12 protein-coding genes and 1 pseudogene are annotated in these 15,011 nt (G+C 66.6%); 10 read left to right on the top strand and 3 right to left on the bottom strand.

Annotation, left to right across the window (positions count from 1 at the left end):
* The 6 genes from G3N93_RS20030 to ptsP form a co-directional block, all read left to right on the top strand.
* A partial coding sequence (locus G3N93_RS20030) for an ammonium transporter (RefSeq protein WP_241026616.1) occupies nucleotides 1-1,299 on the top strand: 1,299 nt, incomplete at its 5' end.
* A gap of 243 nt (nucleotides 1,300-1,542) precedes the next feature.
* Nucleotides 1,543-2,832, top strand: a complete 1,290-nt coding sequence (gene gshA, locus G3N93_RS20025; protein WP_206133780.1) for a glutamate--cysteine ligase — start codon at nucleotides 1,543-1,545, stop codon at nucleotides 2,830-2,832.
* A gap of 26 nt (nucleotides 2,833-2,858) precedes the next feature.
* Entirely contained in the window at nucleotides 2,859-3,815 is a 957-nt protein-coding gene (gshB, locus tag G3N93_RS20020; protein WP_011353294.1) for a glutathione synthase, read from the top strand.
* Between the two features lie 231 nt (nucleotides 3,816-4,046).
* Entirely contained in the window at nucleotides 4,047-4,517 is a 471-nt protein-coding gene (locus tag G3N93_RS20015; protein WP_011353293.1) for a PTS sugar transporter subunit IIA, read from the top strand.
* A 73-nt stretch (nucleotides 4,518-4,590) separates the two neighbouring features.
* Nucleotides 4,591-4,860, top strand: a complete 270-nt coding sequence (locus G3N93_RS20010; protein ID WP_011353292.1) for an HPr family phosphocarrier protein — start codon at nucleotides 4,591-4,593, stop codon at nucleotides 4,858-4,860.
* A gap of 201 nt (nucleotides 4,861-5,061) precedes the next feature.
* Complete coding sequence (gene ptsP, locus G3N93_RS20005; RefSeq protein ID WP_174948095.1) at nucleotides 5,062-6,834, top strand: phosphoenolpyruvate--protein phosphotransferase; 1,773 nt, start codon at nucleotides 5,062-5,064, stop codon at nucleotides 6,832-6,834.
* Between the two features lie 74 nt (nucleotides 6,835-6,908).
* Here ptsP and G3N93_RS20000 read toward each other — a convergent pair whose 3' ends face one another.
* The 3 genes and pseudogenes from G3N93_RS20000 to G3N93_RS41630 form a co-directional block, all read right to left on the bottom strand.
* Entirely contained in the window at nucleotides 6,909-7,661 is a 753-nt protein-coding gene (locus G3N93_RS20000; protein ID WP_206133779.1) for a molybdopterin-synthase adenylyltransferase MoeB, read from the bottom strand.
* A 103-nt stretch (nucleotides 7,662-7,764) separates the two neighbouring features.
* Entirely contained in the window at nucleotides 7,765-9,312 is a 1,548-nt protein-coding gene (locus tag G3N93_RS19995; RefSeq protein WP_241026617.1) for a S41 family peptidase, read from the bottom strand.
* 156 nt (nucleotides 9,313-9,468) lie between these two features.
* A pseudogene (locus G3N93_RS41630) lies at nucleotides 9,469-9,825 on the bottom strand (AraC family transcriptional regulator ligand-binding domain-containing protein); the annotation flags it as partial.
* Between the two features lie 137 nt (nucleotides 9,826-9,962).
* Here G3N93_RS41630 and G3N93_RS19990 point away from each other — a divergent pair.
* From G3N93_RS19990 to G3N93_RS19975, 4 genes are all read left to right on the top strand, one after another.
* Complete coding sequence (locus tag G3N93_RS19990) at nucleotides 9,963-11,096, top strand: acyl-CoA dehydrogenase family protein (protein WP_174936778.1); 1,134 nt, start codon at nucleotides 9,963-9,965, stop codon at nucleotides 11,094-11,096.
* A gap of 258 nt (nucleotides 11,097-11,354) precedes the next feature.
* Entirely contained in the window at nucleotides 11,355-13,061 is a 1,707-nt protein-coding gene (locus G3N93_RS19985) for an AMP-binding protein (RefSeq protein WP_174936780.1), read from the top strand.
* A gap of 110 nt (nucleotides 13,062-13,171) precedes the next feature.
* Nucleotides 13,172-14,686, top strand: a complete 1,515-nt coding sequence (locus tag G3N93_RS19980) for a CoA-acylating methylmalonate-semialdehyde dehydrogenase (RefSeq protein ID WP_174936782.1) — start codon at nucleotides 13,172-13,174, stop codon at nucleotides 14,684-14,686.
* Nucleotides 14,687-14,704: 18 nt separating this feature from the next.
* On the top strand, nucleotides 14,705-15,011 hold a 307-nt coding region (locus tag G3N93_RS19975), incomplete at its 3' end, for an NAD(P)-dependent oxidoreductase (RefSeq protein ID WP_206133777.1).

Below are 15,011 nucleotides of genomic sequence, written 5' to 3'. Positions count from 1 at the left end.
ACCGACGCGTCGGCCGCCACTGCCGCTTCGGCCCCGGCCGCACCGGCCGCGCCGACCGAGCCGTTCTCGGTTGATTCGTCGAAGATCAGTGCGGGCGACACCGCGTGGATGCTGACCTCCACCGCGCTCGTGCTGTTCATGACGATCCCCGGCCTCGCGCTGTTCTACGCCGGCATGGTCCGCAAGAAGAACGTGCTCGCGACCGTGATGCAGAGCTTCGCGATCACCGCGGTGATCACGGTGCTGTGGACGGTGGTCGGCTACAGCCTCGCGTTCACGCCGGGCAACGGCTTCATCGGCGGCCTGTCGCGTGCGTTCCTGCATGGGATGACCTACGTCAAGGGCGACAAGGCGACGACGCTGACCGTCAGCCACCTGGCGACGACGATTCCGGAGTCGGTCTACTTCGTCTACCAGATGACGTTCGCGATCATCACGCCGGCCCTGATCTGCGGCGCGTTCGCCGACCGGATGAAGTTCTCGGCGATGCTCGTGTTCATGACGCTCTGGTCGCTGATCGTCTATGTGCCGATCGCGCACATGGTGTGGGAGCCGACCGGCTGGCTGTCGTCGGATGGCGTGCTCGACTTCGCGGGCGGCACCGTCGTGCACATCAACGCCGGTATCGCGGGCCTCGTGTCGTGCCTGATGCTCGGCAAGCGCATCGGCTTCGGTCGTGAATCGATGGCGCCGCACAACCTCGTGCTGACGATGATCGGCGGTTCGATGCTGTGGGTCGGCTGGTTCGGCTTCAACGCGGGTTCCGCGGTCGCGGCCGACGGCCGTGCCGGCTTCGCGATGCTGACGACGCAAGTCGCGACGGCCTGCGCGGCGCTCGGCTGGATGTTCGCCGAGTGGATCTCGCACGGCAAGCCGTCGGTGCTCGGCATCGTGTCGGGTGCGGTCGCGGGTCTGGTCGCGATCACGCCGGCGGCCGGCTTCGTCGGCGTGACGGGCGCACTCGTGATCGGCATCGCGGCTGGCGTCGTGTGCTTCTGGTCGGCGACGTGGCTCAAGTCGAAGCTCGGCTACGACGATTCGCTCGACGCGTTCGGCGTGCACGGCGTGGGCGGGATTCTCGGCGCACTGCTGACGGGCGTGTTCGCGGTCAAGGACATCGGCGGCGCCGACGGCAGCCTGCTGCTGCAGGCCAAGGGCGTGCTGATCACGCTGGTCTACAGCGGCGTGCTGAGCTTCGTGCTGCTGAAGCTGATCGACCTGACGATCGGTCTGCGCGTGTCGGAAGAGGAAGAGCGCGAAGGCCTCGACGTGGTCCTGCACGGCGAGCATGTCGAATAAGTCACAAGGATGACCGGCGGGCCGCCGCGACGACGGCGCCCGCCATGAATGAGCGCAGCGACTTCGGCCCGCCCACCCGGCGGGCTTTTTTTCTCCTGTCACCCACTGCCGTAGCGCATAACCCTTCGCGCTATCGGGTCAATAGCCGAAAACTTCCTCCAAACCCTTGCGAAGCCGGGAACAATCCCCAAATGGGCAGGGCAATTGCTCTACAATCTTCATTCTCCCGCTCGCGAGTGATTCATGGTTCCCCACCTCGTTACGGCGTTGAACGGTCCGCTGCTCGAACTCGAGCAGAAGATCCTCGACGCGACGCCTGCGATCGAACGCTGGTTCAGGCTCGAATGGCAGGAACATACCCCGCCGTTCTATTGTTCGGTGGACCTGCGCAACGCCGGCTTCAAGCTGGCGCCCGTCGACGCGAACCTGTTTCCCGGCGCATTCAACAATCTGCCGTCCGAAGTGCTGCCGCTCGCCGTGCAGGCTGCGATGGCCGCGATCGAGAAGATCTGCCCGGACGCGAAGAACCTGCTCGTGATTCCCGAGCTGCCGACCCGCAACGCGTTCTACCTCGAAAACGTCGCACGGCTCGCGACGATCATGCGCCAGGCCGGCCTGAACGTGCGCTTCGGCTCGCTCGACCCGAGCATCACCGACATAACGCCGATCACGCTGGCCGACGGCCAGAAGATCGTGCTCGAGCCGCTCGAGCGTTCGCAGCGCCGCCTCGGCCTGAAGAATTTCGATCCGTGCTCGATCCTGCTGAACAACGACCTGTCGGCCGGCATCCCGGCCGTGCTGGAAAACCTGCACGAGCAATACCTGCTGCCGCCGCTGCACGCAGGCTGGGCCGTGCGCCGCAAGTCGACGCACTTCTCGTGCTACGACGACGTCGCGAAGAAGTTCGCGAAGATGGTCGGTGTCGATCCGTGGATGGTGAATCCGTATTTCGCGCACGTGGAAGGCGTCGACTGGCAGGCGCATGAAGGCGAGCAGGCGCTCGCCGACGCGATCGACGGCGTGCTGAAGAAGATCGCGCGCAAGTACCGCGAATACGGGATCAGCGAGAAGCCGTACGTCGTCGTGAAGGCCGACGCGGGCACGGCGGGGCGCGGCGTGATGACCGTGCACGACGCGGCCGAGATCGGTCGCATGTCGAAGGCCGAGCGCGCGCAGATGGCCGAATCGAAGGCCGGCCTCGCGGTGCGCGACGTGATCGTGCAGGAAGGCGTGTATACGTTCGAGCGCGTCGGCGACGAAGTCGCCGAGCCCGTCGTGTACATGATCGACCGTTACGTGGTCGGCGGCTTCTACCGCACGCACGCCGGCCGCGAGCGCGACCAGAACCTGAACGCGCCCGGCATGCACTACGTGCCGCTCGGCTTCGAGCACACCGCGCTGCCGGATGCCGGCGCGAAGCCGGGTGCCGCGCCGCCGAACCGTTTCTACATGTACGGCGTCGTCGCGCGGCTGTCGCTGATCGCGTCGTCGATCGAACTGGAAAAGACCGATCCCGAAGCCATCCAGGTGTAACGGACCTTCGCCAAGTACAGGACCTCATGGACATTCTCTTTATCGCCGACCCGCTCGAGCGCTTCAAGATCTACAAGGATTCGACCTACGCGATGATGGCCGAGGCGGCGCGGCGCGGGCATGCGGTGTACGCGTGCGAGCCGAACCACCTCGCGTGGACGGGTTCGGCCGTCGAGGCCGACGTGCGCCGCATCACGTTCGTCGGCGACCCGGACGACCTGCATCGCGAGACGTGGTACGAGGCCGGGCCGGTCGACGCGCGCCGCCTCGAATCGTTCGGCGCGGTGCTGATGCGCAAGGATCCGCCGTTCGACATGGAATACGTGACGTCGACCTGGCTGCTGGAGCTGGCCGAGCGTGCCGGCGCGCGCGTGTTCAACAAGGCGCAGTCGATCCGCGACCATTCGGAAAAGCTCGCGATCGGCGAGTTTCCGCAGTTCGTCGCGCCGACGCTCGTCACGCGCGACGCGAAACGGCTGCGCGCATTCCATGCCGAGCACGGCGACGTGATCCTGAAACCGCTCGACGGGATGGGCGGGATGGGCGTGTTCCGCGTGAAGCCGGACGGCATGAACCTCGGTTCGATCATCGAGATGCTGAGCCACGACGGCACGCGTTCGGTGATGGCGCAGAAATTCATCCCCGAGATCAAGGCCGGCGACAAGCGCATCCTGCTGATCGGCGGCGAGCCGGTGCCGTTTTCGCTCGCCCGGATTCCGCAGGGCAGCGAAGTGCGCGGCAATCTGGCAGCGGGCGGGCTCGGCGTTGCGCAGCCGCTGACCGCGCGCGATCGCGAGATCGCCGAAACGCTCGGGCCCGTGCTTGCGGCCCGCGGGTTGCTGCTGGTCGGCCTCGATGCGATCGGCGACTGGCTGACCGAGGTGAACGTCACGAGCCCGACGTGCTTCCGCGAGATCATGGAGCAGACGGGCTTCGACGTCGCCGCGATGTTCATCGACGCGCTGGAGCGTGCGGCCGCGTAGGCCGCTTTCCCGCGCAACCCCGGCGGCGGCCGCGCAGGTCCCCCGTCGCCGGAGCAGTTCGACCGGCCTGCTACAATGCCCGCTTGCCCGGTGCCGCGATCGCGCACCAAAGGCCCGGCGGTCGGGCCGAAACTGTTGCAAGGCTGAACATGGAACGTTTCCCACACTCGCTACGCTCATTGCCCCGCCGCGGGGTGTCGGCCCGCCAGGGGCGGCCGGGAGCGATCTGACATGGCCGGGATCCTGATCATCGCGCACGCCCCGCTCGCCACCGCGCTGCGGGACTGCATCGCGCACATCTATGGCGGCGTGCCCGCCCGCATCGGCTGTATCGACGTGACGGCGGACAGCGATCCGACCCAGGTGATGGCGTTCGCGCACGCGGAACTCGCACGGCTCAAGGAAGAGAACGGCGTGGTCGTGCTGACCGACATGTACGGCGCGACGCCCGCGAACATCGCGGGCCAGCTGGCCAAGATCGACAACGTGCGCGTGCTCGCGGGCGTGAACCTGCCGATGCTCGTGCGGGCCGTCTGCTACCGCACCGTGCCGCTCGACAAGCTGGTCGACAAGGCGCTGTCCGGCGGCGCGAAGGGCGTCCACGAGGTGTCGGCCGGTACGCCGCCGCCGCCGACGGAAACCGGCTGCGGCCAGTGCGCGCCGATTCCGCCCGAACCGCAGCCGCGCACCGAGTCGCACTGATTTCCCGTTTTCCGTTTTAGATAGCACCGCCGACGCGCGCCGCCGGCGGCCCCGACCGACCCGACCGAGAATCATGCTTCAACAAGAAACCACCATCGTCAACAAATTGGGGCTCCATGCGCGCGCATCGGCCAAGCTTACGCAACTGGCCGGCAACTTCCAGTCGGAAGTCTGGATGACGCGCAACGGGCGCAAGATCAATGCGAAGAGCATCATGGGCGTGATGATGCTGGCGGCGGGCATCGGCAGCACCGTGACGATCGAGACCGAAGGGTCCGACGAGCAGGAAGCGATGGACGCGCTACTGAAGCTGATCGCCGACAAGTTCGGCGAAGGCCAGTGATCCGCACGCGGGATCGTTGCCGTTTCCAGTCAGAATGCCGCGGATTCCGCGGCATTTTTTTCGTCGGAAGCATTGATGCGGAATGCGCAATGCTGCGGTGCATGCAGTCAGCGGGGAGTCGCGGAATTTATAATCGCTAACCGGGGTCATAAGCGCATCGCAGCAGTGTGCCGCGGCTTTACTTGTACAGAGGAGGTGCGCGTGTCCTTCACGCTGCATGGCATTCCCGTCTCACGTGGTATCGCGATCGGGCGAGCGTATCTGATCGCGCCGGCGGCGCTCGACGTCGCCCATTACCTGGTCGAGGCAAACCAGATCGATGCGGAGGTCGAGCGCTTCCGCACGGCGCTCGAGGTCGTGCATCACGAACTCGAAGCGCTGCGCGCCGACCTGACCGACGACACGCCGAGCGAAGTCGGCGCATTCATCGACGTCCACGCGATGATCCTGAGCGACGAGATGCTCGTACAGGAAACCATCGACCTGATCCGCACGCGTCGCTACAACGTCGAGTGGGCGCTGACCGAGCAGCTCGAGCTGCTCACGCGCCATTTCGACGACATCGAGGACGAATACCTGCGCGAGCGCAAGGCCGACATCGAGCAGGTGGTCGAGCGCGTGCTGAAGGCGCTCGCGGGTGCGCCGTCCGCGTCGCAGGCACTGGATCGCGCGGCCAAGAACGGCACGAACGAGATGATCGTCGTCGCGCACGACATCGCGCCGGCCGACATGATGCAGTTCAAGTCGCAGTCGTTCCAGGCGTTCGTCACCGACCTCGGCGGGCGTACGTCGCACACGGCGATCGTCGCGCGCAGCCTCGGCATTCCGGCCGCGGTCGGCGTGCAGCATGCGAGCGCGCTGATCCGCCAGGACGACCTGATCATCGTCGACGGCGACCAGGGCATCGTGATCGTCGATCCGGCGCCGATCGTCCTCGAGGAATATTCGTACCGGCAGTCCGAGAAGCTGCTGGAGCAACGCAAGCTGCAGCGTTTGAAGTTCTCGCCGACGCAAACGTTGTGCGGCACCAAGATCGAGCTGTACGCGAACATCGAGCTGCCCGACGACGCGAAGGCGGCCGTCGAGGCCGGCGCGGTCGGCGTCGGGCTGTTCCGTTCCGAGTTCCTGTTCATGCATCAGAAGGAGATGCCGGAAGAGGAGGAGCAGTTCGCCGCGTACAAGCGGGCGGTCGAGTGGATGAAGGGCATGCCCGTGACGATCCGCACGATCGACGTCGGCGCGGACAAGCCGCTCGAGGCGCTCGACGAAGGCTACGAGACGGCGCCGAACCCGGCGCTCGGCCTGCGCGCGATCCGCTGGAGCCTGTCCGAGCCGCAGATGTTCCTCACGCAGCTGCGGGCGATCCTGCGCGCGTCCGCGTTCGGCCAGGTGAAGATCCTGATCCCGATGCTCGCGCACGCGCAGGAGATCGACCAGACGCTCGACCTGATCCGCGAGGCGAAGCGCCAGCTCGACGACGCGGGGCTCGCGTACGACCCGAACGTGCGCCTCGGTGCGATGATCGAGATCCCGGCCGCGGCGATCGCGCTGCCGCTGTTCCTGAAGCGGTTCGATTTCCTGTCGATCGGCACGAACGACCTGATCCAGTACACGCTCGCGATCGACCGCGCGGACAACGCGGTCGCGCACCTGTACGACCCGCTGCATCCGGCCGTGCTGCACCTGATCGCCTATACGCTGCGCGAAGCGAAGCGCGCGGGCGTGTCCGTGTCGGTGTGCGGGGAAATGGCCGGCGATCCGGCGCTCACGCGCCTGTTGCTCGGGATGGGGCTCACCGAGTTCTCGATGCACCCGAGCCAGCTGCTCGTCGTGAAGCAGGAGATCCTGCGTGCGCACCTGAAGGCGCTCGAAAAGCCGACGGCCGACGTGCTTGCCGCGTTCGAGCCGGAGGAAGTGCAGGCCGCGCTGCAGCGCCTGTCGGTCGCGGAGCCGCGCGCGGACGCGGCTGCTTGATGCGCCTGCGTCGCCGCTAAAACCTTAGCGAAGTGTCACCAGGCACGCGCCGACAGGCGCATGCCCGTCGCGCGTCAGTGCCGGCCCCCGCACACGGGGCAGTTGGCCTGGCGCGCGATTTTCATCGTCGTCCATTCCATCCGCAGCGAATCGAGCATCATCAGCCGGCCGTTGAGCGTCTTGCCGATTTCGCCGATCACGCGCAGCGCCTCGGCGGCCTGCATCGCGCCGATGATCCCGACCGTCGGCGCGAACACGCCCATCGTCGCGCACGCGACTTCCTCGAACGGCTGGTCTTCCGGGAACACGCACGCATAGCAGGGCGCGGCCGGGTCGCGGAAATCGAACGTGCTGATCTGGCCGTCGAAGCGCAGCGCGGCGCCCGATACGAGCGGCACGCCGTGCGCGACGCACGCGCGATTGATCGCATGCCGCGTCGCGAAGTTGTCGGTGCAGTCGAGCACGACGGTCGCATGCGGCACGTGCGCGTCGAGCCATGCATCGTCGACACGCTCCGCGACCGCGTTCACCTTCACCTCGGGGTTCAGCTGTGCGAGCGCGTCGCGCCCCGATTCGACCTTGTGGCGGCCGACCGATGCCGTCACGTGCAGGATCTGCCGCTGCAGGTTCGTGAGGTCGACGGTGTCGGCGTCGACGAGCGTGATCGTGCCGACGCCCGATGCCGCGAGATACATCGCGGCGGGCGAGCCTAGGCCACCCGCGCCGACGACGATCGCATGCGCATCGAGAAAACGCTGCTGCGCCTCGATGCCGATTTCGTCGACGAGGATGTGACGGGAGTAGCGAAGGAGTTGATCGTCGTTCATGGGGAGTCGTGGCGAGGCGGCGTATGTGTCGTTATTTTAGGCGCGCATGAAAAACGGGCCATCGCGGTCTTCCCGCGATGGCCCGTCGGATGCCGGCCGGCGCTTACTGCGGCGCCGACGCGGGCTTCGGTGCGGCTGCCGGCTTCGCGCTTGCGCCCGATGCCTTCGAGGTCGTAGCCTTGCCGGCCGGGCTCTTGGTCGTGCTCTCGGCGAGCAGCGACTTCGATTCCTGGACCGGCTTGCCTTCGAGCTTGTTGAGCGCCTGCTGCATCATGAAGTCGTCGGCGCTGCCGAACTCGATCGGCTTGCGATCGCGATCCTTCTGGCGCTGCTCCGGCGTCTTCTTGTCGTTCTGCTCTTCGAGAATGCGCAGCTGATCCATGCGGCGCTGCTCGCGGTCTTCCTGTTCCTTCTTCTCGTTCGGATCCTGCGTGTTCGCAAGGTGGTTCGAGTAGTCGACTTCGCGCGTTACGAGCACGTCGTCCGGATCGCCGTCCGCGTACTGATCGACCGGCACGTCCGGCGTGATGCCCTTGTTCTGGATCGAACGGCCGCTCGGCGTGTAGTAGTACGCGGTGGTCAGGCGCAGTGCGGTGTCGGCCGTCATCGGACGGACCGTCTGCACCGAACCCTTGCCGAACGTCGTCTTGCCCATGATCTGCGCGCGCTTCGAATCCTGCAGCGCACCGGCGACGATTTCCGACGCGGACGCCGAATAGGCGTTCGTCAGCACGATCATCGGCACGGTCTTGAAGACCGGCGGCAGGTTCTTCAGCGGATCGCCGTCGAAGGACGGCAGGCGATAGTTGTCGTACGTATCGCGGTAGACCTGCTTCGAATCGGCGATCTGGCCGTTGGTCGACACGACGACGGAGTCGGGCGGCAGGAACGCGCCGGCCACGCCGACCGCGCTCTGCAGCAGGCCGCCGCCGTTGTTGCGCAGGTCGAGGACGAGGCCCTTCAGGTTCGGCTGCTGGCGCGCGATGTCCTGCAGCTTCTGGGCGAGATCGGGCGTCGTGCGCTCCTGGAAGCTCGTGATGCGGACATACGCGTAGCCCGGATCGAGGATCTTCATCTTCACGCTCTGGACCTTGATGATCGCGCGCGTGACCGTGACCGGGAACGTGCGGTCGTCGCTCTTGCGGAAGATCGTCAGCGTGACCTTGGTGCCCGGCTCGCCACGCATCTGCTTGACGGCCTTGTCGAGCGTCATGCCGCGCACCGGCTTGTCGTTGATGCGGGTGATCAGGTCGCCCGGACGGATGCCGGCGCGGAACGCGGGCGTGTCCTCGATCGGCGAGATCACCTTGACGAGGCCGTCTTCCTGCGAGATCTCGATGCCGAGACCCGCGAAGCGGCCCTTCGTCTGCTCCTGCAGCTCGTCATAGTCGGTCTTGTCGAGGAACGACGAGTGCGGGTCGAGGCTCGACACCATGCCCTTGATCGCGGCCGTCAGCAGCTTCTTGTCGTCGACCGGTTCGACGTACTCGCGCTTGATCTGTCCGAAAACTTCCGCGAACAGGCGGAGCTGGTCGAGGGGAAGCGGCGCCGTGGCGGTCTGCTCGGCCGATGCGGAAACCTGCAGCGTGGCGAACACGCCCGTGGCGAGGCCCGCGGCAATCAGGCCGATGTTCTTCAATTTCATTCGCATAGAGATCTGGTGCGGTCGGGAAGCGCGTGGCGGTAGCGGGGATGATGTAGCGGACAAGTATAACTGTTCGTCCGATAACTCAGTGGAACGGCGCGAAAAGCGTCGAAAAGGGCCCGGAGCCGGCCCGGCGGGGCACCGCCGCACGCGCTGCGGGTTCGCGTCGAGCTCAGCGTGCAGGTCGTCGAGCACGCAGTGCATGAAATTCACCGCGCGCGCCATCGCATGCAGGCCGTCGCGCGCGGACAGCGCCGCCTGGCTCATCGCGATGAAGCTGCCGCTGCGCATCGGGTGGCGATCCTGCCCGAAAAACTCGTCGTCGAGCGTGCGCGCGATCGCGTTCCACAGCGCGCCGTATTGCTGCGCGGATACCCGTGCGCGCGGCTGCCCGAGCAGCGCGGGCGCGATGCCGGCCTGCGCGAGCAGCGGCTCGGCGGCGACGCCGCGCCGGGTCGCGAGCGCGACGCTGTAAGCGACGAGGCTGATCGCGACGGTTCCCTTGTCTTCCTGCTTCATCCGTGCCGCCGGTGTGGCAAAAACGCTCAGTGTAAATGAGCGACGCGAGCATCGAACAGTCGCGCCTGCTTGCCTACACTTGTTGCATCGAAACGCAAGGACGGTCGCGCCCGGCGGCCGCGGGAGACAGCAGCACCATGGACGAGCTTTACACCGAAGACCAGCGGATGATCCGCGATGCCGCGCGCGCGTTCGCCACCGAGATGCTGGCGCCGAGTTCGGCGCAATGGGACCACGATGCGCACCTGCCCGACGCGATCGTCGCGCAGCTCGGCGAACTCGGCCTGCTCGGGATGATCGTGCCGCAGGAGCTGGGTGGCTCGTATACGGACTACGTGGCCTATGCGCTGGCGATGGAAGAGGTCGCCGCCGGCGACGCCGCGTGCGCGACGATGATGAGCGTGCACAACTCGGTCGGCTGCGGGCCGATCCTCGGCTTCGGCACGCCGGCGCAGAAGGATCGCTGGCTGGCCGACATGGCGGCCGGCCGCGTGATCGGCGCGTTCTGCCTGACCGAGCCGCATGCCGGCTCCGAGGCGAACAACCTGCGCACGCGTGCGGAACTGCGCGACGGTAAATGGGTGCTGAACGGCGCGAAGCAGTTCGTGACCAACGGCCAGCGCGCCGGCGTCGCGATCGTTTTTGCCATGACCGACCCGGAAGCCGGCAAGCGCGGCATTTCCGCGTTCCTGGTGCCGACCGACACGCCGGGCTTCATCGTCGGCAAGCCCGAGAAGAAGATGGGCATCCGCGCGTCGGATACGTGCCCGATCACGTTCGAGAACTGCGCGATTCCGGAAGAGAACCTGCTCGGCAATCGCGGCGAAGGGCTGAAGATCGCGCTGTCGAATCTCGAAGGCGGCCGCATCGGCATCGCCGCGCAGGCGCTCGGCATCGCGCGCGCCGCGTTCGACAAGGCGCGCCGCTATGCGGGCGAGCGCGTGCAGTTCGGCAAGCCGATCGCCGAGCATCAGGCGATCCAGCAGAAGCTTGCCGACATGGCCGTGCAGATCAATGCCGCGCGCCTGCTCGTGCATCACGCGGCGAAGCTGCGCACGGCCGGGCTGCCGTGCCTGTCGGAAGCGTCGCAGGCGAAGCTGTTCGCATCGGAGATGGCCGAGCGCGTGTGTTCGGACGCGATCCAGATCCACGGCGGCTACGGCTACCTGGTCGATTACGAAGTCGAGCGTCACTATCGCGACGCGCGCATCACGCAGATTTACGAAGGCACCAGCGAAGTGCAGCGGATGGTGATCGCGCGGCAGCTTTGAGCCGCGGCGGTTGCCCCGGTCGAAACATCAAGCAGGGCACGAGGGCAGCGCGGCGAACGCGGCACACAATGACGTGACCGTGCGCCGCAACAGAGGCGACCGGGCATGGGCTGCAGCACATGCCCGGTTCGACGCATGGAGACTTGCCAGGGCATGGGGTGAGAGTAAGTGCTAAAGCACTAACTCTCACCGACCGCACGAGGCATGGGGTGAGAGTAAGTGCTAAAGCACTAACTCTCACCGACAGGAGACGACACGATGACGGTACAGGCATTCCTGAACGCACGCGACTTTCTGCTGCGCCACCGCACCGACTACGACACCGCTTACCGCGAGTTCGAATGGCCGGTGCTCGATGCGTTCAACTGGGCGCTCGACTACTTCGACCCGATGGCGCGCGGCAACGACCAGCCCGCGTTGTGGATCGTCGACGCGGCGACCGGCACGGGCGATCCGTATTCGTTCGCGCAGATGTCCGAGCGTTCGTCGCGGATCGCGAACTGGCTGCGTTCGATCGGCGTCGTGCGCGGCGACCGGATCCTGCTGATGCTGCCGAACCGTGTCGAGCTGTGGGACGCGATGCTTGCCGCGATGAAGCTCGGCGCGATCGTGCTGCCCGCCACCACGCAACTGTCTCCCGACGACGTGCGCGATCGCGTGCAGATCGGCGGCGCGAAATACGCGATCGTCGACGAAAACGAAACCGCCAAATTCGAACAGCCGGATCTCGGCCTCGCGCAGAAGATCGTCGCCGGCGCGCCGCGCGCGGGCTGGCTCGCGATGAACGACGGCTATGCGGCGAGCGCCGAATTCGAGCCCGACGCCGTCACGCAGTCGAACGAAGCGATGCTGCTGTACTTCACGTCGGGCACGACGTCGAAGCCCAAGCTCGTCGAGCATACGCACCGCACCTATCCCGTCGGCCATCTGTCGACGATGTACTGGGTCGGCCTGCAGCCGGGCGACATCCACTGGAACATCAGCTCGCCGGGCTGGGCGAAGCACGCGTGGAGCTGCTTCTTCGCGCCGTGGAATGCGCAGGCGTGCGTGTTCGCGTTCAACTACGCACGCTTCGAGCCGAAGGTGGTGCTCGATGCGCTCGTCAAATACCAGGTGACGACGCTGTGTGCGCCGCCGACCGTGTGGCGCATGCTGGTGCAGCAGCCGCTCGCGTCGTTCGACGTGAAGCTGCGCGAGATCGTCGGCGCGGGCGAGCCGCTGAATCCCGAGATCATCGAGCGCGTGAAGAAGGCGTGGGGCATCGCGATTCGCGACGGCTACGGCCAGACCGAAACGACCTGCCTGATCGGCAACTCGCCGGGCCAGCCGGTCGTCGCGGGTTCGATGGGCCGGCCGCTGCCCGGCTACCGGATCGAGCTGCTCGACCCGGACGGCGCGCCCGTGACCGAAGGCGAAGTCGCGCTGCCGATCGGCGCCGACGTCACGCGCCCGGTCGGGCTGATGACCGGCTATGCGAACAACCCCGACGCGACGGCCTACGCGATGCGCGACGGCCACTACCGCACGTCGGACATCGCGATGCGCCGCGACGACGGTTACTACGTGTACATCGGCCGCGCGGACGACGTGTTCAAGTCGTCCGACTACCGGCTGAGCCCGTTCGAACTCGAAAGCGTGCTGATCGAGCATCCGGCGATCGCCGAGGCGGCCGTCGTACCGAGCCCCGACCCCGTGCGGCTGTCGGTGCCGAAGACCTTCATCACGCTGCGGCAGGGCTACGAGGAAAGCCCCGAACTCGCGCTGGAAATCTTCCGTTTCTCGCGCGAGAAGCTCGCGCCGTACAAGCGCATTCGCCGCCTGCAGTTCGCGGAGCTGCCGAAGACGATTTCGGGGAAGATCCGCCGCGTCGAATTGCGCCGCCGCGAGATCGAGCGCGGCGACGACGCAAGTGAACGGATGCCCGGCGAATACTGGGAAGAAGATTTCGCTGCTGAATTGAAGTGACGTGACCGCGGGCCGCGCGCGCCGCATTCCGCGGCCGCCGCCCGCAGCCGAATTGAACCGGCCGCGCGGCGATAACGCGCTTCGCGGCCCTCTGCCAGGAGAGAGGATCGATGAACGCGATTTCGAAAGACGTGCCGACGGTCAAGCTGCTGATCGACGGCGCCTTCGTCGAGTCCGCCACGAACGAGTGGCGCGACATCGTCAACCCGGCGACGCAACAGGTGCTCGCGCGCGTGCCGTTCGCGACCGTCGCGGAAGTCGACGCGGCCGTGCAGGCCGCGCACACCGCCTACGCGACGTGGAAGAACACGCCGATCGCCGCGCGCATGCGCATCATGCTGAAGTTCCAGGATCTCGTGCGCACGAACCAGCAGCGCATCGCGAAGACGCTGACGGCCGAGCAGGGCAAGACGATTCCCGATGCCGAAGGCGACATCTTCCGCGGCCTCGAAGTGGTCGAGCACGCGTGCTCGATCGGGTCGCTGCAGCTCGGCGAATTCGCGGAGAACGTCGCGGGCGGGGTGGATACCTACACGCTGCGCCAGCCGCTCGGCGTGTGCGCGGGCATCACGCCGTTCAATTTTCCCGCGATGATTCCGCTGTGGATGTTCCCGATGGCGATCGTCTGCGGCAACACGTTCGTGCTGAAGCCGTCGGAGCAGGACCCGCTGTCGACGATGGAGCTCGTCGAGCTCGCGGTCGAGGCCGGCGTACCGAAAGGCGTCCTGAACGTCGTGCACGGCGGCAAGGAAGTCGTCGATGCGATCTGCACGCATCCGCTCGTGAAGGCGATCTCGTTCGTCGGTTCGACGGCGGTCGGCACGCACGTGTACAACCTCGGCAGCGCGCACGGCAAGCGCGTGCAGTCGATGATGGGCGCGAAGAACCACGCAGTCGTGCTGCCCGACGCGAACCGCGAGCAGGCGATCAACGCGCTCGTCGGTGCGGGCTTCGGCGCGGCCGGCCAGCGCTGCATGGCGACGTCGGTCGCGGTGCTCGTCGGCAACGCGCGCGACTGGCTGCCGGACATCGTTGCGAAGGCGAAGGCGCTGAAGGTCAATGCGGGCGCGGAAGCCGGCACGGACGTCGGGCCGGTCGTGTCGAAGGCCGCGAAGGAGCGCATCCTGTCGCTGATCGACGCGGGCGTGAAGGAAGGCGCGAAGCTCGAACTCGATGGCCGCGACGTGAAGGTGACCGGCTACGAGCACGGCAATTTCGTCGGCCCGACGATCTTCTCGGGCGTGAAGACCGGCATGTCGGTCTATACGCATGAAATCTTCGGCCCCGTGCTGGTCGTGATGGAAGCCGACACGCTCGACGAAGCGATCGCGCTCGTCAACGCGAACCCGTTCGGCAACGGCGTGGGCCTGTTCACGCAGAGCGGCGCGGCCGCACGCAAGTTCCAGAGCGAGATCGACATCGGCCAGGTCGGCATCAACATCCCGATCCCGGTGCCCGTGCCGTTCTTCAGCTTCACGGGCTCGCGCGGCTCGAAGCTCGGCGATCTCGGCCCGTACGGCAAGCAGGTCGTGCAGTTCTACACGCAGACCAAGACGGTCACCGCACGCTGGTTCGACGACGATACGACGGCCGGCCCGGTGAATACGACGATCCGGCTGCACTGAGCGACGGAGGACACGAACATGAAAATCGGATTTATCGGCCTCGGCCACATGGGCGCGCCGATGGCGCTGAACCTGCTGAAAGCCGGCCACGAAGTGCACGCGTTCGACCTGAGCGCCGACGCATTGCGCGCGCTGCAGGATGCCGGCGCACAGGTGGCTGCGTCGCCGCGCGATGCGGCATCGGGCGCGACGTTCGTCATCACGATGCTGCCGGCCGCACCGCACGTGCGCTCGGTGCTGTCTGGCGAGAACGGCGTGCTCGCCGGGCTCGGCGCGGGCGCGACCGTGATCGACTCGAGCACGATCGACCCGGCGAGCGCGCAGG

It is taken from the genome of Burkholderia sp. Se-20378, assembly GCF_017104665.1.
In the GTDB taxonomy this organism is placed as follows: domain Bacteria; phylum Pseudomonadota; class Gammaproteobacteria; order Burkholderiales; family Burkholderiaceae; genus Burkholderia; species Burkholderia lata.
This window is presented reverse-complemented; position numbering and strand designations above follow the sequence as displayed.

Coding starts and splice junctions, on each gene's coding strand:
- G3N93_RS19995 (WP_241026617.1), bottom strand. CDS start 9,312: ATGCGAATGAAATTGAAGAACATCGGCCTGATTGCCGCGGGCCTCGCC.
- G3N93_RS19990 (WP_174936778.1), top strand. CDS start 9,963: ATGGACGAGCTTTACACCGAAGACCAGCGGATGATCCGCGATGCCGCG.
- G3N93_RS20000 (WP_206133779.1), bottom strand. CDS start 7,661: ATGAACGACGATCAACTCCTTCGCTACTCCCGTCACATCCTCGTCGAC.
- G3N93_RS20010 (WP_011353292.1), top strand. CDS start 4,591: ATGCTTCAACAAGAAACCACCATCGTCAACAAATTGGGGCTCCATGCG.
- gshB (WP_011353294.1), top strand. CDS start 2,859: ATGGACATTCTCTTTATCGCCGACCCGCTCGAGCGCTTCAAGATCTAC.
- G3N93_RS20015 (WP_011353293.1), top strand. CDS start 4,047: ATGGCCGGGATCCTGATCATCGCGCACGCCCCGCTCGCCACCGCGCTG.
- G3N93_RS19980 (WP_174936782.1), top strand. CDS start 13,172: ATGAACGCGATTTCGAAAGACGTGCCGACGGTCAAGCTGCTGATCGAC.
- G3N93_RS19985 (WP_174936780.1), top strand. CDS start 11,355: ATGACGGTACAGGCATTCCTGAACGCACGCGACTTTCTGCTGCGCCAC.
- gshA (WP_206133780.1), top strand. CDS start 1,543: ATGGTTCCCCACCTCGTTACGGCGTTGAACGGTCCGCTGCTCGAACTC.